Consider the following 17,036-nt stretch of genomic DNA (forward strand, 5'->3'; position numbering starts at 1 on the left):
TTATACTGGGTAGGCCACCTCCCAAGTCTCTCCGCGAAGTTGGAGTAGCTCATGGTCAGAACGCATACGCTTGTCGAGTACCGGCTCAAGGAGTTTGAGCTTGAGCAGGCCCTGCGCAGTTTGAAGAAGCAGCAAGACGGCGTGGATTACAAGCTGGATATGGAGTTTTACATCAAGCTGGAAGCGCTGACCAAAGATTATGGGTATACCCTCAACCAAGTCTTCGACCTTCTTTCGGCTAGGTATGGTGGGGCGGGCAGTGACGCAAACGGCGATGTTGACAGCCTGGAAGCTAGAACCAATACCGGATTGCTTGAAATGATTCAGCGATTGGAAGCTGCGTCGCCCTCAGCGCGACCGCGGAAAAATGAGAGTATCTCTGTGAGTTCCCATCGTGCCAATGGTAAAACGAACGAATTTAGTTCTGAGCGAAGCACTAATGTTGATCACGATTTAGTTGCTTCGGACGAGGTTGATGGGCATGGCCACGGCATTGGGGAGAAGACTAATGACTAGCGTTGAAGAATTCATCGCACTTAGCAACCGAATTACTATGGAGTACGAGGCAATAGCACCTCTGCTACGGGATCCTGAAGTTATTAAGGCGGCGCGATTTTTAGGTGAGCTAGACAAGTTGGCTCGTGATTACGACTTCAGCTCTATGGATATCATGAAATTGATTGATCCTGGTCGTGCTCTGCAGTCGGCTATAAGAAGAAAGGGGGTGGTTGCAAAACCTCAGAAGCGCACTAAACGCACGGCACATCCATGATCTCGTTTCTCGAGTACTCAAACTTAGGTCTAGCCGGTGAATTCAGATTTATGTATTCGGCCGGCTGCTGACGCCAGTACTGAACGTGCAGGTTAAAGTGCGCGAATGACTCATAAACCTTTCAGACTGCAACCGCCGTAATCGATGGGCCTCACGCCAAGTCGTCTGGTAAATTCCGAGCTTTCTCGTAGCCTCACTTAGGCTGATGCCCTGATCGCAACACATCAGTGTTTCATGGACGTCGCTTTCAGAAGGACTCTCTACGCAAACGTTTGAATCTAGCCGACTGTCCTCATTTTCTCCAATATGCCATCACCGACGTCAGAGCCAACCCCAACCTAGTAACAGCCTGCTGAGGTGATGCGCCTTCAGCCTTAAGCGCGAGCACCGCCGTCTCATTCTCGGTATTTAGCGGTCTACCGCGAGACCTCTTGACTAGAGAGCCAGTGGCGTCGAATTGCTCCCGAATCAGCTTCATCCCACCGGCGGCTTCGAAGTCGGTCAGCTTGACGATCGAATCGAGAATCCTCTCCAGAGGCACGACCCTCCACGCGCTGACAGACACAACGCCATCAAGGCGATCGCATCTAAACCCAGCGATTCAGCGAGAGCATCGAGCTGCTCAAGGGAAATGGTCGTCCGGGCATTCTCGAGTCAGCAATTTAGCGACGGTGCGTGGCGTCCGTGAGGTCGGTAGACCGGGCACCACGGATAATACGGAGTACGCACAGCACCCCTGCGAAAGCGGCTCTATGAACCATAGCTTGGCCAAAAGTCAGGATATATCCACAGTTGGGCTTTGCGAATAAACGCCGAATCAGTGCATTATTCGTAATTGTTGAATTAACATGGCCGTGCGTTGAGGTAAGGGAAGGTCGGTAGAACTAGTTCACCGAGAAGAAGTCGCTTGAGATTGTCCGCACCTACCATTCCCACATTCTGTCATTTGCCAAGAGCGACGATGGGCTGAGTGAGGTGGCTCACCACACCTCACTCGTCTAGCTGAAGCACGCATAAGCTCTTTGACATACACGTATTTTTAGCATCTTCCTTCTCTCCAGAGACAATTCGCGTTTTTTCTCCGCTACTGGTTTCAACCCAACGATCTAGCCAGCGACGACTTGAGTCCAGGTGAGTGGCTGGAAACAATCAAACCCAGAATCTCTGGACAGAAGACTTTGAAATACCTAATGCTTCGGCGACTTCCTTTCTTGATTTACCTTCCTCTTTGAGACGCTTAACAGCGAGTCTCTTGCTGTCAGCGATTTCGCGAGCTTTAGCTTTTGATACGAGGCTGGAGCTTAGCTGCTCCTCGCGTATTTCCTCATATAGGCCGATCGAGCGGAGATGACGAAGCTCCTCCTTCAGCTTGCCTATGACTTCCTGAGAGTCCTGTTCACTCTCTATAGACTCGCACAACACCATAAGCGCCAGGGGAGTGATCTCAAGGCTCTTTGAAAGCTCCCGTAGCTTGCCTAGCGATATATTTTTCGGCGTACCTGCCTCTAGGGCAAAGGCGTAGCTCCTACTAGAGGGGAGTCGTTCCTGAGTGAGCTCTCTAGTTTTTCGTAGCGCGCGAAGCACCACCGCGAGACTCTGAGTCAGCATGACGACTTGTCCTCAAAGCGGAGGATAAGGCCAGCAAATTATTGACCCAGCTACTCTGTACAGCGAGCCTGTGGGTCTGGTATCGTGATCCTCTTCTTGTCTTAATCATACTTTCAAGAAGGATGCAACAAAAAACATTAGGCATAAATTGACACCTGGCGAATGGACGCAAAAAGCCGGCAAGGATTCATTCCTTTTTGTCCGAAAGCCACATACCCAGGCTCGTTGAATGCAGAAGAAGCGCCGTAGGGCGTGTATGGCATCACTCACGCCCTTAGAGCTCTCAAACCAGAATATTGATGTTACGGATATAACCATCATGTTTATTTCAGATGAAACTTGTCTTGTCGGCCTACCGGGATTTCCCGGGCTAGGCCGCATGGCTTGGCGGATGGTCGAGCGAGACTCGGAAGATTTTTGGTATCACGTTCGCTTTCGCATTTGTGAAGGAGCAGGGGTTCGGTTCAAAAAATTGATGCCAACAGACCCCTCTATGTTGGCCCACCTAATCTCTCAGCGGAGCCGAGAGCACACGATTGAGGCGGTTCAGGTTGTTACTCCCGCTTGCATTAACGGGAGCTCTTTAGAACGGATGGAAAAGTTGATCAGTGTGATCGTCGGCTATGACAGAAACGGTGAGTGCGTACTGCTTCATAAAGTCGATAGCGGAGCAATCTACAGCAGCTCGCCCAGCGTGACCGACGCAGGCTTGCTCAGCAATATTCGAGTGATCTACGACGCCTTGACTGCCGCCGGGAAGCATTTCCATTGCACCAACTGTCAGACCCCGAATCGCTCTGCCACTACAACGGCAGCAGGTTAATCCATGAAGCTCCAAATCTACTCAGATCTGCACCTCGGCTTCGCTCGGTTCGATCCCGTCCCAAGTGACGCTGACGTAGTCATTCTCGCCGGCGACATTGATATCAAAACGCGCGGCGTGAAATGGGCGAACGAGGTGTTCCGGTACCCCGTGGTCTACGTGTGTGGCAATCATGAGTTTTATGGCGGCCACATCGATCACACGCTCCGAAAAATGAAGGACGCCGCAGCGCCACATGTCCACGTTCTCGAAAACGAAGTGTTGATCCTGGGCCAAACCCGTTTTTTGGTCACTACAGCCTGGACAGATTATTCGTCGACCGGAGATGTCGTTGCTGCGAAACGTATTGCTTGGGAACGGATGAACGACTTCACCGTCATCAGAACAGATGAGAGTTACCGGCGACTTCGTCCCGATGACTTGATCGCTAGATCAAAAGCAGCCTATGCCTGGCTCACCCAGGAACTGGACAAACCATTCGATGGCAAAACCGTTGTAGTTACGCACCATGCGCCGGTGTCGGATTTCGTTGGTGATGATCTTCCCGCGCACCTGATCGCTGCCTATGCCAATGACTGGAAGGAGCTCGTGGGCAAGGCCGATCTTTGGTTTTACGGGCACACCCACGTCTCAGCGGACTTCCTCAAGAATGGGTGCCGTGTGATCTCCAACCCTCGCGGCTATCCGAGTCAACAGACTGGTTTCGATCCAGATTTGCTAATCGAGATTTGATGAACCGTCTTTCAGTGATGAACCTCAGCGAACTGAATTTCGCTACGTACGAATTCGAGAAAATTACATGGCTACGTTAGAAGAAATCTCGCAACTCTTTTACTGCGCCGGGGAAGAGTTAGCCGGCTGGGAAGGCTCACAAGAAGACTTGATTTCTTTGGCAGCAAAAGCGTTCCCAGGCAAAGCGTTTTGCATCGTTCGGCAGTGGATTCTGATCGACCTCACGGTCAACTCAGATGAGAAAGAAAAGCTAACAAGGCTTGGTCTACTGCCCGCGACTCTGTACGCGCATGAAGTCGTTTTCGATAGTCGAAGTCGATTTCAGGCAGGCATGTGGGTACGCAGCAATTTCGGCGTGTCTTTCAGTGAAGGCTGCATGTTTGAAACCAACAATACGGTCTACCTCCTTCTAGGGGCAGGACTGAGAAAAGTGGCTAGCATTGGTGCCGCTTTTTCAATGAAGGCTGGGTGAGCGATGCTTGCCGACGGTTTATTCATGGTCGTTTTGGAGCTTGAGTTGGATGCCTGAAGTAATTGAGCTGGAATTTCATAGTAAAGATGTCAGCGAATTTCAGCTGCGCCGTTTGGTGCGAGCAAGCCTTCGCAAATACACGGTGCCTGTCACGGCATTCATCAGCGACGCTTTTATTGCAGATGACACATGCGTCGGAGTTTCATTCGATCACTCTGAGAAGGATGATGCCTACCACAGAGCTGATGGTTCAATTCTTCACACGGGTAAAATTCAGTCGGCGAGGAAAGAAGGGCGTTTTTGGTTGCTCGAGACTCAAGATGGTAATTACGTCATCGCTAGCTTCAGGCGAGACCTCGGAAGAGATAGCTTTTTAAAGCTTCTCCAGTCAGCCGATAGATTCTAATCGGTAGTATGAAAGCCATCATTTGATCACCTGGTAGGGCCGTGTCATATGGCAGATGAACGATGGTCAGTCGCTAGGGCAATAGCCCATTTTGACGAGTTGCTCGACCAAGTGATCACGACTCGCAAACCGGTTTTCATCGAAAACGGACGCAGGATCGCCGTGCTCGTTTCAACGGAGGAGTTGGAGCATATTCAGGCCAAGCTCGATTCTCTAGCTCGGTCAGACCGCTGAGAAATCGCTTGCTAGCCCTTTACGGTTTCGATCAGCAGCGCTCCGAGTTACCCCTGCGGAGCGCTTCAAACTGACTCTATCCTATGATGCTGGTTCACCATCGGACGGCTGACAGCTCGCCTAGGTTCAATAACCGTACTCGTTCAGCAGTTTTTGCAAAAACTCACGCCGTCGTTGGACGATACTCAAAATGAGATAGTCGCGGTCTGTGTCTCTCGTCGACAAATGTCCTGCGTCTACCAGGCCATCGATGTAGCCTTCGGCTTTGCCCCTGGCTTCGAGCAATGCCTCTCTGGATGTGCTTTTGTAAATGTCTCCAGCGATGAGCTCCCACCGCTTTTTCTGACGTTGCCCAATGGGGTCATCGGAAAATTTCGGAGCGTTGATCAGATTGTTAAAATCGGCATGTGCGTTTGGTGTGTTCAAAGCGGATTCTCGGAACGGTGATAACTGAGCTGAGGCTATCATGCGCACACTAAATCGCTTGTTGTTGGCTGGTTTTTGAAGGCGCTGGCGCGAAGGGACGACTTCAATGATGGTGCACGCTATCGGTGGCGCCTTTGAACATTGCGGAGCGTAGAGGCAGTGCTATTCAGTGAGTACATTCTTGGCACGGAGTTCGAAATGGGATACCTAAGCCTAGAGGACATCTACCCCGAAGACGTAAAAAAATATGGCCATATGCGGGTAGGAATGACCGATCTCTATGTAAAGGATAATCACGATATTTATGGTGTGGTTACGCGTGGCGAATACCGCAAGCTGACCAGTAGGTTACTGCGTGACAATGCGGTGCAAATGATCATCAGCGCTAAGCTCACCGCTTTGCCCGCGGACTACGATCCGTGGATCAGGCGGATCGAGCGCAATCGCGCCTTACACGCTAGGTATGGGGACAAATTCGATCCCTGGGGAGATGACTGACAAACCCCACGCCCAATCACAAATGCAGCGCCACATCATACTCGGCCGACTTGGTAGTCATGCTCCTCGCAGATCGATCGGTACTCTAAATAGTGGGACGAGCATGGGCGCCAATGACAGGCCACGCTAGCACTCGTTGAAAAGGACAGGGCGTTGAAAATATTCCTAGATTGCGAATTCACGCAGCTCAATCAGTACTCGAAGTTGATATCTCTAGCGCTGGTATCGCAGTCTGGCGAAGAGTTTTACGTTGAGTTGACGAATACCTATTCGCTCGACGACTGCAGTGACTTTGTCATCCAGAACGTTTTACCGCAGCTCGATCCTCTGCGATGTGGTCAGTCGCTTAGCGACGCCCAAGTCTCTCTTCGAAGATTTCTAGGGAGCTTCGCCGAGGAGCTTGAGGTGTGTTCAGATGAGCCCAATCGGGATTGGAAGTTTTTCTATGATCTCGTTTGTGCAGATCATCAACCATGGCCAGTCCAGGTTTTGAATCAACCGACCAACCTCGCGATCCTTTTTAACGAGGTCGATGCGGAAGCTCTTGAACAGGTAGAGCTGTCTGATCCGCCCCACCATGCATTGCTAGACGCGCGGATGCTTGCAGAGCTTTTCAAGATTTTGGCCTCCCGGCTTGTGTTGTCACTATAGAGGCGCATTACGACGTAGGCCGATCAGCTTTGGACGGTGTGCTGCAGGTGATTCGAGTTTCACCAACGGTGGGGAAGTGGCAAGACTGGATTATTCCAAATTATGGCTCAGCCATAATTATTGCTGAACCATAATTTTCACATCCAAAAGCTCCCTTTAATCGGAGCAACACTTCGGCATCAGAACAGGCGGAACCTGCCGCAGTTGCTGCAACGTCGAACCGCATAAGGTTGAGTCATGAATGACCCTCGTATCCTCAACATCAAGTCCGCGCACCACATTCAGAAGACCTCGCCAGCGAATGAACCGATGGAAGCCCATCTATCCGTATCCCGAACTCTCGGGCTTCTGGCTGCTGACATGGACATGTATCCGGAGCGAATGCTGCCTGTGGATACGCGTCTGGTCGCTCGAATCTTTGCGCTACTCGGTCAGGTAGATGTTGACCTCAATTCACCGCTTTCAGCGGAGGACGAGTAAACCAGGGCTGCGAACCTAACTCGCTGGATGCGGGGCTCACTGATCCTTACCCATGATTTCTATACTCACGCGGTTGGCGACTCCGAATGGTTTTGTGCGTCTCTCGTTGTCCAAAAGGCAGTAGGGAACATATCTGCGCGATCCCATTGGGAGCAAAGTCGCAATTTTCTTTTAAGGGTGAGCAGCAGTGACATTTCGGTACATCGGAAGCGCTGAGCCTTAATCCGATTTACAGATTTTGGTGTATTGTTAGGCGACTAACTACCTAGAGAACGACCATGTCCAAGCTCGCAGAATTTCGCCAACTGGAAAAGCACCTTGCCGAACAGCTCCAGGCTCTCGAAGCGCTGAAAGGCGATGTAGGCCTCAAGAAAGAAATCGAATTCGAGACCAAGCTACGCGCCCTGCTGGGTGAGTACAGCTACAGCCTGAAAGACGTGATCAACCTGCTTGATCCGAAGCCTGGTCGTCGTGCACCAGTCGCTGAGCCTCAAGCCAGTACTCGGAAGCCTCGCCAGGTTAAGGTCTATAAAAACCCTCACACCGGCGAAGTCGTTGAAACCAAAGGTGGCAATCACAAGACTCTGAAGGAATGGAAAGCTGAGCACGGCTCCGCGACCGTTGAGTCCTGGCTGACCAAGTGAGTTTGGTTTGAGTACAAGGGGCCCTTCGAGGGCCCTTTTGTTCATGGATTTTGAAGTACGCATTGCGTGAACCCCCTCCACGCTCAATTAGGCCTACCCAGCCCGTAGATTGGTCATTCCGCAAGAGAAAATCACCTCCTCACCGGTAGCAATCGCGCCGCCCTAACCGATGGGTAGTCACACCTCTTTCGCTTTCTGGATAGGTGGATTTGGGTGCCGCCCCTACCATCAATTCGGTCTTGATCGAGAAAAGTTTTACTGGTGCGTCATCTCGTTGGACAAACGAAGGTGCTTGCAGGCGTCGGTGAAACCCCTTTTTTCAATCACGAGCTGAGCGCGTCTATTCGCAGTTCTATTGAGATGTGTTTGCGATTCTAACTCTAAGTTGAGCTCAAGCTCCGGTTAGGTTTTCGCTGGCACTTATTGGTTCTATCGCAAGAAACTAATACACACGGGTGCATATATGAGTTCTGTAACCACTGTCGGCGTGAAGTTATCGACTGATGCTCGGGAACGTCTGAGAAGGGCCTCTGAAGCGGTTGAGCGAACCCCCCATTGGGTTATCAAGCAGCTTATTCTGAATTTTATCGAACGGTCAGAGCAGGGAACTGGATCAGATGAGCTCCTGGGGTTCAATTGTGCCGCCACTGACGGTGGGCTTGAAAGTGATGTCACCGAATCTGACATGGCCGAAAGCTTTCAGCCGTTTCTCGACTTCGCTGAGAGCATTCATCCTCAGTCGGTGCTTCGCTCGGCCATCACAGCTGCTTACCGCCGTCCTGAGCTAGAAATGGTGGCCATGCTGGTAGAGCAGGCTCGACTCCCTGCTGAACAAGCGGCATCGGCTAATAAGCTTGCTTCAATGATTGCGGGAAAGCTGCGCAACCAGAAGGGGGCAAGCGGTCGTGCTGGTCTCGTGCAAGGACTGCTGCAGGAGTTTTCTCTATCTTCTCAAGAGGGCGTGGCACTTATGTGCCTGGCCGAAGCGTTGTTGAGGATCCCCGATAAAGGTACTCGTGACGCGCTAATTCGCGACAAGATCAGCAATGGAAATTGGCAACAGCACGTCGGTAACAGCCCCTCGGTTTTCGTAAACGCTGCGACCTGGGGGCTCGTGCTGACTGGCAAGTTGGTGTCTACGCACAATGAGACAGGTCTGGCCTCGTCGTTGAGTCGTGTTATCGGCAAAGGAGGGGAGCCGATAATTCGCAAAGGTGTCGACATGGCCATGCGCCTGATGGGTGAGCAGTTTGTCACCGGCGAAACCATTGCGCTCGCGCTTGCGAATGCTACGGAGTTTGAATCCAAAGGGTTTCGCTATTCGTACGACATGCTCGGTGAAGCTGCATTGACCGAGCATGATGCTCAGAACTACCTGGCATCCTATGAGCAGGCGATTCACTCCATCGGCAAGGCCTCCCACGGTCGTGGTATTTACGAAGGCCCCGGGATTTCCATTAAGCTTTCTGCGTTGCACCCAAGGTACAGTCGGGCCCAGTTCGAGCGGGTCATGGAGGAGCTTTATCCGCGTCTTCTTTCCCTGACGATGCTGGCTAAAGAATACGATATTGGCCTGAACATTGATGCTGAGGAAGCTGATCGCCTAGAGCTGTCTCTGGATCTCTTGGAACGCCTTTGCTTTGAACCCGCGCTCGCTGGATGGAACGGCATTGGTTTCGTTATTCAGGCCTATCAGAAGCGCTGTCCTTATGTGATCGACTATGTCATCGATCTGGCGCGTCGAAGCCGTCACCGCTTGATGATTCGCTTGGTGAAGGGGGCGTACTGGGACAGCGAAATCAAGCGCGCTCAGGTCGAGGGATTAGAGGGGTATCCGGTCTATACACGTAAGGTCTATACCGACGTTTCGTACATTGCTTGCGCCAAAAAACTGCTGTCAGTGCCAGAGGCCATTTATCCTCAGTTCGCCACGCATAACGCTCATACTTTGGCCGCGATTTATCAGATAGCTGGGCAGAACTATTACACGGGACAGTATGAGTTTCAGTGCCTCCATGGGATGGGAGAGCCGCTTTATGATCAAGTCGTGGGCAAGATATCTGACGGTAAGCTCAACCGCCCATGTCGGATATATGCGCCGGTAGGTACCCACGAAACATTGCTCGCGTATCTGGTTCGCCGGCTTCTTGAGAATGGAGCAAACACCTCATTCGTCAACCGTATCGCCGATCACTCCATTTCCATCCAGGAGCTGGTTGCTGATCCAGTAGCCTGCATCGAAGAGATCGCAGTCAAGGAAGGTGGGTTTGGACTCCCTCATCCTCGGATACCTTTGCCGAAGAATATCTATGGCAGCGAAAGACCTAATTCTGCCGGGATTGATTTGGCTAACGAACATCGCTTGGCATCACTCTCCAGCGCCCTGTTAGCCTCCTCCAGTGAGTTGTGGCAGGCATTGCCAATTCTTGGATGTGAGGTAAGCAAGGGCGAGGCTCGTGCGATCTTGAATCCCTCAGATCATCGCGATGTGGTCGGCTATGTCCAAGAGGCAAGCATTGAGGATGTCGGTAACGCTATCTCCAGTGCAGCGAGTAATGGGGCCATTTGGCAATCCACCCAGCCTGCTGAGCGCGCAGCGATTCTTGAGCGTGCTGCAGACCTCATGGAAGGACAGATTCAGCAACTGATCGGCATCCTGGTGCGCGAAGCGGGTAAGACATTTGCCAACGCAATTGCAGAGGTGCGCGAGGCTGTCGATTTCCTGAGGTACTACGCCGGGCAGGCTCGCAACGATTTCAGAAATGATGGTCACCGTCCGCTAGGGCCGGTGGTATGCATCAGCCCCTGGAACTTCCCATTGGCAATTTTCTCAGGGTAGGTTGCAGCGGCACTCGCAGCTGGTAATTCCGTTCTGGCAAAGCCAGCGGAGCAAACGCCTCTGGTCGCGGCGCAGGCTGTTCGCATTTTGCTGGAGGCAGGTGTTCCGGCAGGTGTCGTTCAACTGCTGCCAGGTCAAGGCGAAACAGTGGGTGCCGCCTTGGTCGGGGATGATCGCGTCAAGGGCGTTATGTTTACTGGGTCAACGGAGGTTGCGCGACTGTTGCAGCGCAATGTTGCTGGCCGAATGGATAGCCAAGGACGTCCGATCCCGCTTATCGCTGAAACGGGTGGTCAGAACGCGATGATTGTCGACTCATTTGCCCTCACCGAGCAGGTTGTGATAGACGTCGTCACATCTGCGTTTGATAGCGCTGGTCAACGTTGCTCTGCGTTGCGAGTCTTGTGTCTGCAGACTGATAGCGCTGATCGGGTGATTGAGATGCTGAAAGGCGCAATGGCTGAGTATCGAATGGGGAACCCGGAGCGTTTGAGTGTAGACATCGGGCCTGTGATCGATGCCGAGGCTAAATCCGGTATTGAGCAGCACATTGAAACGATGCGCGAAAAAGGTCGTCCGGTTTATCAGGTCGCATTGAACGTTGCACAAGAAACTCGGCGTGGGACTTTCGTCATGCCTACGTTGATTGAGCTGGAGAGTTTGGACGAACTCCAGCGCGAGATTTTTGGCCCAGTGCTTCACGTCGTTCGTTACAAACGCAAAGACTTGGACAAATTAATCGGCCAGATCAACGCGTCCGGTTACGGCCTGACTTTGGGAATCCATACGCGCATCGACGAGACGATTTCCAAGGTGCTCGACAATGCTCACGTGGGCAACATTTACGTGAACCGAAACATCGTCGGTGCCGTCGTTGGTGTGCAGCCTTTTGGTGGTGAAGGGCTGTCCGGTACAGGGCCAAAAGCGGGAGGCCCACTTTATCTTTACCGCTTGCTATCGACCCGTCCGGCCAATTCCGTCCGAGCTTCATTGGAGCGTGAAGAAAGCAGCGCAGCTATCGATTGTCCGCTGCGTTTGGATCTGATGCGTCCACTGCATACTTTCAAGGATTGGGCGCAAGCCAACGACCTGTGCCACCTGGCTAGCCTTTGCGCAGAGTTTGAAACCGAGTCCCAGTCGGGTATCTCCCGCTTGTTGCCTGGCCCTACCGGTGAGCGCAACAGCTACACGATCCTGCCCCGTGAAGCGATTCTCTGCCTGGCAGAACATGAAGGTGATCTCTTGACGCAGCTTGCAGCGGTTTTGGCTGTGGGTAGCACCGCAGTTTTTCCGAACACAGAAGTGAGCCAGACATTGCATGCACGATTGCCGGAAGACGTAGCTTCTCGAATCAAGCTGGTTTCCGACTGGAAGAACGATGAGGTCGTTTTCGACGGCGTTCTGCACCACGGTGATTCAGACGAGCTACGAGCTGTATGCCAGCAGGTGGCCAAACGCATGGGCGCAATTGTAGGTGTGCAAGGCCTATCCCGAGGTGAAGTTTGCATAGCCCTTGAGCGCTTGGTCATCGAGCGGGCGGTCAGTGTGAATACTGCAGCAGCAGGGGGGAATGCGAGTCTGATGACTATCAGCTAAGGGCCTAGTAAGCATGCCCAATCTTGCATCGGCAGCGGCGCAACGATTGGGCATATGCTTGGATGGACTTATTTATGCAGACGGGAGTAAGCGACTGTTAAAATTCTACTGACGACGAAGTTGGCTAATAGGGGCGTAATGGCTGATAGTTTCATCTGGGTTGTAATTTCTAAGCGCTCGTCCAAGCAGCAGTTTTAGTTCTGACATCGGAATAATCGCTGCAAATATTTTCTGGGGACGTAGCTCGAAGGTGGGCCTTAAGGAGCATTAGATATGACCATCCGATCGCGCCTCAGGACACTGTCTGAAGAACAGATGGATTATTCACAGAGAGCTGTTCTCAAGGACATTCTCAGTGGCCCACGAGGCAACCTCGACGGCCCGTTTTTGGCGTGGATTCACAGTCCTGAGCTTGCCAACCATGCGCAAACGCTTGGTGCGTTCTGCAGATACGGTACGCGCTTGGAACTACGATTAACCGAGCTGGCTATTCTCGTCACTGCTGCCTGGTGGCAGTCCCAGGCAGAGTGGCAAATTCACGAGCCAATTGCCCGCAGCGCGGGGGTCTCCGATCTTGTCATAGAGGCTCTCAAGCAGCAGGTCTTACCCGAATTTCAGCGTGATGACGAACGCATCGTCTATCATCTCGGAAAGGCACTTTATGAATATCGTCGTGTAGATGACGCCCTGTACACAGAGGCCGTCAGTACGCTTGGTGAACCGGCAGTTGTCGAGTTGACAGGTGTTTTTGGATATTACGCGTTGGTGGCGATGACACTCAACGTCTTTGCCGTGCGGCGTAATGGAGATGCGCCGCTCCCGTTTTCCGAGCCTAGCTCTTGCTGAAGTAGCAACCCCAGCGTCACTCATCTTCTACGCCGTCGCGTTAGCGCGCCGCAATGCGATAGAACGGATTGCGCAGTGGTCGCTGGCACCATCCTTGGTGAAAGCGAAGGGGGCATCTACTTACTGTGCAAGGAATCCACCGTCGACCACAAATTCGGCTCCTGTCGCAAAGCGCGACTCGTCCGAAGCCAAGAAGAGCGCCATGTTGGCAATATCAATAGCTTCGCCCAGGAAGCCGATTGGATGCAGCTTGGCCAAACGCTCCAGTTCAACTGGGTCATTTCCAACCATTGGCGTCATGATGTACCCAGGGTGAATGCTGTTGACCCGAATCTTGTAGCCACTTCGGCCAGCATGCAACGCAGCTGATTTGGTGAGGTTTCGGATTGCGCCTTTACCTGCGCAATATGCTGCGTATTCCGGATGGCCAACAATGCCTTCGATGGACGACAGATTGATAATCGATCCACCTTTTTCCCGCAGGTTCTTGAAGGCATGTTTTATGCCGAAGAAGCTGCCATTGAGGTTGACTGAAAGCTCCTTGTTCCAGTCGTCAAAGCTCATGGTTTCGACATTGCCGGATACCGCGATGCCAGCGCTGTTCATGACGACGTTCACGAAACCAAACTTTGATACTCCTGCCTGAAACGCTGAAATCCATTGACTCTCATCCCGAACATCCAAGCGTGCAAATATTGCCTCACCACCTGCAGCGTGGATTGCTTGCACAACTGAACTGGCCTTCGCCTCATCGATGTCACAGATGACAATTTTGGCGCCTTCTTCTGCAAATCGTATGGCGCTGGCAGCACCAATGCCTGATGACGCCCCGGAAATCAACGCAACTTTGCCTTCTAGTCTTTTCATTCTGGTGCCCCTTAACGATAGGAATTGTTGAGGAGACGCTATTCGCACTTCGCAAACTTGCCTAGCCAGTATCGGCAAAGGATGCAGAGGGCAGGAAACGACCACGGAGCCACGTCGGCTTGCCGATTATGGATAAAGGAATGCTCATTCGCCTTGTATAAAAGCTCCACGAACACCTGAAGTTTTCCGGAGAGCAAGATGAGTAGCAAAAAAGCGTTGGTCACTCTGCCTAGCAGCGCGAGCATCGACGACATCCTTGAGTGCCTGGAGCGCGATGGTGGGTGCATTGTTAAAAACATGCTCAAGCAAGAGACCATCGACGGATTATGGGCTGATTTGGCTGATGTGCTGGACGTTGCTCCTAACGGCGACGGTTCCTTCGTTGGGCGTAAAACAAGGCGCATATCGGGGCTGTTCTCCCGGTCACTGCACATGCAAGAACTCATCACTCAGCCACAGTTGTACGGCGCAGCAGAGAAGCATCTGTGCAAGCCTTTCAAATATTGGCTCGACGGTGTTCAGCACGTGTCCACCCCAGCGCTGCAGATGTCATTAACCCAGGCAATCATGATCATGCCTGGTGAAGGAGCACAGCCGCTGCATCGGGATGATATTGCGCACCACCGCAGTCACCCTGGCCCTGACAGTCAGATCCAGGTGTTGTATGCATTGAGCGAATACACCGAGGCAAATGGTGCGACGCGAGTTATTCCAGGTAGCCACAAATGGGATGACGATCGTGCGCCAACCTACGAGGAATCCGTGCCGGCTGAGATGAATGTTGGTGACGGCTTGATCTACCTTGGATCGACGTACCACAGTGGTGGCAAAAACACGACGGTGGACAAACCACGTACTGCGATCGCAACTACCTTGGTTTTGGGTTACTTGCGCCAAGAGGAAAACCAATACATCGCTGTGCCTCGTGAGCGTGTTCGTGAGTTCCCCGAGCGTGTTCAGCGCCTGTTGGGCTGGAGCACGAACCCACCGTTCTGCGGATGGATCGAGATGCGCGATCCCAATTATCTGGTTGCTCCAGATGCCGCTTTGAATACCACCGCCGAAGACATCCTTTAACGCACATTAACTGGCGGCGACGCTTGGAGAGGCAACAATGCGCAGTGACATCAGCTTTGAAACCACCGATGGTTTGACGCTCCGAGGGTGGCTGTACACTCCTGACGGGCAAGCAAAGAATCAGTATCCGGCTATCGTCATGGCCCACGGATTTACTGCTGTAAAAGAGCAGTATCTGGATAAGTACGGTGAAGTATTTTCGCAAAATGGCTTTGCCGTATTGATCTACGACAACCGCAATTTCGGATCGAGCGAAGGTCTTCCTCGGCAGGAAGTTGACCCCGTCCTTCAGATCCGCGATTACCGAGACGCCATCACGTTCGCGTGTACGCTTGAGCAGATCGACAGTCAGCGGATCGGCATCTGGGGGTCAAGTTACAGTGGTGGACATGTTTTACAGGTAGCAGCTTTTGATCGCCGGGTGAAATGTGTAGCGGCACAGGTGCCTGATATAAGCGGGTCGATGGATGTGCGCCTCGCCATTCGACCCGACTTGCTGCCGGCAGTCCTTGATGCATTCGAGGTCGACCGGGCTGATCGCTATGCGGGCAAAACCCCTATGATGCTCGAAGTCGTTAATGAAGACCCAGCGAGTGATTGTGCTCTTCCAGGGCAGGATTCCTACGATTTCTTCGTCCACAGTGGACGAACCATCGCTCCTGCTTGGCGCAACGAGGTAACGCTCAAGAGCGTTGAGATGCTCAATGAGTATGAGCCGGGGTCTGTCATTGATCGCATAAGTCCGACTCCGCTGCTGATGCTTGTGGCCAAGCGCGATACGTTGACGGTCACGGATTTGGCGCTCAAAGCATACGAGCAGGCGCTTCAGCCGAAGGCCCTGGTTCTACTTGAAGGTGGTCACTTCGACCCTTACGTCAAATACTTTGAAGCTTCGAGTAAGGCAGCGACGGACTGGTTTTTACAGCATCTGTAAATTTACTTGCGAATCCAAAAGCCCCGGAAATCTCCGGGGCTTTTTTGTCAATGTTCTTGGCGGTCAGGTTGAATGTGATTGGCATATGTGGCGGCGATCCCAAGGTCTGCGCGCCCCTCAGCAACGGCCATCTCCATACAGTGAAGATTGGCCGTGAAGAGGCTGGCTCGTTGTCCTGAATCAAGCATGGTCTGGCGCCACGATTTCATTGCCGCTACGTAAATTGAAAGGGTTGCCTGATCAGTTCGATATCAGCGACCTGGATCAGGGAGTCCAACGCCAGGACTTCACGAACAGATGGTCGAGTCCACTTTTTATTGGAGCTGGCATTTTGCGCCTACGTTGGCAGATAGCTCTGTTTAACATGGTGATTGCGCCCCCGTCCGAGGGCGCGGAGTACGGAAATCAGACCTTGAAGTGGTCGACCTTTTCTTCGAGTGATTTAGCCAACTGATCGAGGTGCATGCTGATAGTTTCCAGCTCCTGGCCGTTCACTGCCAAGCTCTGAGTGAAGTCTCTGATGTTGCTGACGTTTGCGCTGACTTCATCAGCCACGTTGCTTTGTTCCTCTGTGGCCGTAGCGATCTGCAGCGTCATGTCATTTATCTTTCCGACCCCGACGCTCATCTGCTGAAGTGCATCCCCCACCTTGGCAAACTCTTCAACCGTGGTGCATGTCAGTGAGTGGCTTTCGCTCATCGCTGAGACCACATTGGTGGTGTTCAGTTGGAGGGCCTCGATAACTTGCTGGCTCTCTGATACTGAATCTTGGGTTCGCCGAGCTAACGTTCGAACTTCGTCTGCGACAACCGCAAATCCTCGCCCGGCTTCGCCCGCTCGAGCTGCTTCGATCGCTGCATTCAACGCGAGTAGGTTTGTCTGTTCGGCGATCCCTCGAATGACCTCCAGTACGGAGCTGATCTTCGTACTGCTATCGGCGAGCGCTTTGACCTGTGACATGTTCTGGCTCATGCCATTGGAGAGCTTATGAATTGTTTGACTCGCGTTGACGATGATCCGATCAGCTTGTGTTCCCGCGAGATTACTATTTTGCGCCGCCTCAGCAGCTGATGCGGTACTCCTGGCAACTTCCTGTGCAGTTGCAGCCATTTCGGTAGACGCCGTAGCGAC

At 52.5% G+C, this 17,036-nt stretch carries 18 protein-coding genes and 1 pseudogene; 15 read left to right on the forward strand and 4 right to left on the reverse strand.

Annotation, left to right across the window (positions count from 1 at the left end):
- Nucleotides 1–51: 51 nt before the first annotated feature.
- Together AC1DKH_RS00270 and AC1DKH_RS00275 are read left to right on the forward strand one after the other, a co-directional pair.
- Entirely contained in the window at nt 52–516 is a 465-nt protein-coding gene (locus tag AC1DKH_RS00270; protein ID WP_477797108.1) for a hypothetical protein, read from the forward strand.
- On the forward strand, nt 509–772 hold the full coding sequence (locus AC1DKH_RS00275; protein WP_477797109.1) for a hypothetical protein: 264 nt from the start codon (nt 509–511) through the stop codon (nt 770–772). The genes AC1DKH_RS00270 and AC1DKH_RS00275 overlap by 8 nt, the downstream gene beginning before the upstream one ends.
- 1,149 nt (nt 773–1,921) lie before the next feature.
- Here AC1DKH_RS00275 and AC1DKH_RS00280 read toward each other — a convergent pair.
- Nucleotides 1,922–2,380 (reverse strand): helix-turn-helix domain-containing protein, encoded by a 459-nt coding sequence (locus AC1DKH_RS00280; protein WP_477797110.1) that lies wholly within the window; start codon nt 2,378–2,380, stop codon nt 1,922–1,924.
- 229 nt (nt 2,381–2,609) lie between these two features.
- Between AC1DKH_RS00280 and AC1DKH_RS00285 the strand changes: the two genes are divergently transcribed.
- The 5 genes from AC1DKH_RS00285 to AC1DKH_RS00305 all read left to right on the forward strand — a co-directional run bounded on the left by AC1DKH_RS00285 (nt 2,610) and on the right by AC1DKH_RS00305 (nt 5,047).
- Nucleotides 2,610–3,203, forward strand: a complete 594-nt coding sequence (locus AC1DKH_RS00285; protein ID WP_477797111.1) for a hypothetical protein — start codon at nt 2,610–2,612, stop codon at nt 3,201–3,203.
- Between the two features lie 3 nt (nt 3,204–3,206).
- Nucleotides 3,207–3,935 carry a metallophosphoesterase family protein gene (locus AC1DKH_RS00290; protein WP_477797112.1) on the forward strand — a complete coding sequence of 243 codons (729 nt, stop codon included), beginning with the start codon at nt 3,207–3,209 and terminating at the stop codon, nt 3,933–3,935.
- A gap of 67 nt (nt 3,936–4,002) precedes the next feature.
- A complete protein-coding gene (locus AC1DKH_RS00295; RefSeq protein WP_477797113.1) occupies nt 4,003–4,407 on the forward strand; it encodes a DUF6957 family protein in 405 nt (134 codons plus the stop codon).
- 49 nt (nt 4,408–4,456) lie between these two features.
- On the forward strand, nt 4,457–4,813 hold the full coding sequence (locus AC1DKH_RS00300) for a hypothetical protein (protein ID WP_477797114.1): 357 nt from the start codon (nt 4,457–4,459) through the stop codon (nt 4,811–4,813).
- A gap of 48 nt (nt 4,814–4,861) precedes the next feature.
- Nucleotides 4,862–5,047, forward strand: coding sequence for a type II toxin-antitoxin system prevent-host-death family antitoxin (locus AC1DKH_RS00305; protein WP_477797115.1), 186 nt, complete (start codon nt 4,862–4,864; stop codon nt 5,045–5,047).
- Between the two features lie 126 nt (nt 5,048–5,173).
- Here AC1DKH_RS00305 and AC1DKH_RS00310 read toward each other — a convergent pair whose 3' ends face one another.
- Nucleotides 5,174–5,473, reverse strand: a complete 300-nt coding sequence (locus tag AC1DKH_RS00310) for a hypothetical protein (protein WP_150763540.1) — start codon at nt 5,471–5,473, stop codon at nt 5,174–5,176.
- Between the two features lie 198 nt (nt 5,474–5,671).
- Here AC1DKH_RS00310 and AC1DKH_RS00315 point away from each other — a divergent pair, with 198 nt between their 5' ends.
- The 6 genes and pseudogenes from AC1DKH_RS00315 to AC1DKH_RS00340 all read left to right on the forward strand — a co-directional run bounded on the left by AC1DKH_RS00315 (nt 5,672) and on the right by AC1DKH_RS00340 (nt 13,027).
- Nucleotides 5,672–5,971 carry a hypothetical protein gene (locus AC1DKH_RS00315; RefSeq protein WP_477797116.1) on the forward strand — a complete coding sequence of 100 codons (300 nt, stop codon included), beginning with the start codon at nt 5,672–5,674 and terminating at the stop codon, nt 5,969–5,971.
- Between the two features lie 153 nt (nt 5,972–6,124).
- Nucleotides 6,125–6,622, forward strand: a complete 498-nt coding sequence (locus AC1DKH_RS00320; protein WP_477797117.1) for a 3'-5' exonuclease family protein — start codon at nt 6,125–6,127, stop codon at nt 6,620–6,622.
- 237 nt (nt 6,623–6,859) lie between these two features.
- Nucleotides 6,860–7,102 carry an AbrB/MazE/SpoVT family DNA-binding domain-containing protein gene (locus AC1DKH_RS00325; RefSeq protein ID WP_477797118.1) on the forward strand — a complete coding sequence of 81 codons (243 nt, stop codon included), beginning with the start codon at nt 6,860–6,862 and terminating at the stop codon, nt 7,100–7,102.
- A gap of 278 nt (nt 7,103–7,380) precedes the next feature.
- Nucleotides 7,381–7,746, forward strand: a complete 366-nt coding sequence (locus AC1DKH_RS00330; protein ID WP_477797119.1) for a histone-like nucleoid-structuring protein, MvaT/MvaU family — start codon at nt 7,381–7,383, stop codon at nt 7,744–7,746.
- Between the two features lie 463 nt (nt 7,747–8,209).
- Nucleotides 8,210–12,181: pseudogene (gene putA, locus AC1DKH_RS00335) on the forward strand (trifunctional transcriptional regulator/proline dehydrogenase/L-glutamate gamma-semialdehyde dehydrogenase).
- Nucleotides 12,182–12,454: 273 nt separating this feature from the next.
- Nucleotides 12,455–13,027 carry a carboxymuconolactone decarboxylase family protein gene (locus tag AC1DKH_RS00340; RefSeq protein WP_223616368.1) on the forward strand — a complete coding sequence of 191 codons (573 nt, stop codon included), beginning with the start codon at nt 12,455–12,457 and terminating at the stop codon, nt 13,025–13,027.
- A gap of 120 nt (nt 13,028–13,147) precedes the next feature.
- On the opposite strand, the gene AC1DKH_RS00345 is transcribed toward AC1DKH_RS00340, so the two are convergent.
- On the reverse strand, nt 13,148–13,894 hold the full coding sequence (locus AC1DKH_RS00345) for an SDR family oxidoreductase (RefSeq protein ID WP_223616367.1): 747 nt from the start codon (nt 13,892–13,894) through the stop codon (nt 13,148–13,150).
- 198 nt (nt 13,895–14,092) lie between these two features.
- Here AC1DKH_RS00345 and AC1DKH_RS00350 point away from each other — a divergent pair, with 198 nt between their 5' ends.
- Together AC1DKH_RS00350 and AC1DKH_RS00355 are read left to right on the forward strand one after the other, a co-directional pair.
- A complete protein-coding gene (locus AC1DKH_RS00350; protein WP_223616366.1) occupies nt 14,093–14,971 on the forward strand; it encodes a phytanoyl-CoA dioxygenase family protein in 879 nt (292 codons plus the stop codon).
- Nucleotides 14,972–14,981: 10 nt separating this feature from the next.
- A complete protein-coding gene (locus AC1DKH_RS00355) occupies nt 14,982–15,905 on the forward strand; it encodes an alpha/beta hydrolase (RefSeq protein ID WP_223616386.1) in 924 nt (307 codons plus the stop codon).
- A 405-nt stretch (nt 15,906–16,310) separates the two neighbouring features.
- On the opposite strand, the gene AC1DKH_RS00360 is transcribed toward AC1DKH_RS00355, so the two are convergent.
- Nucleotides 16,311–17,015, reverse strand: a complete 705-nt coding sequence (locus AC1DKH_RS00360; protein WP_477797259.1) for a methyl-accepting chemotaxis protein — start codon at nt 17,013–17,015, stop codon at nt 16,311–16,313.
- Between the last annotated feature and the right edge of the window lie 21 nt (nt 17,016–17,036).

This window comes from Pseudomonas sp. 05L36 (genome assembly GCF_056398125.1).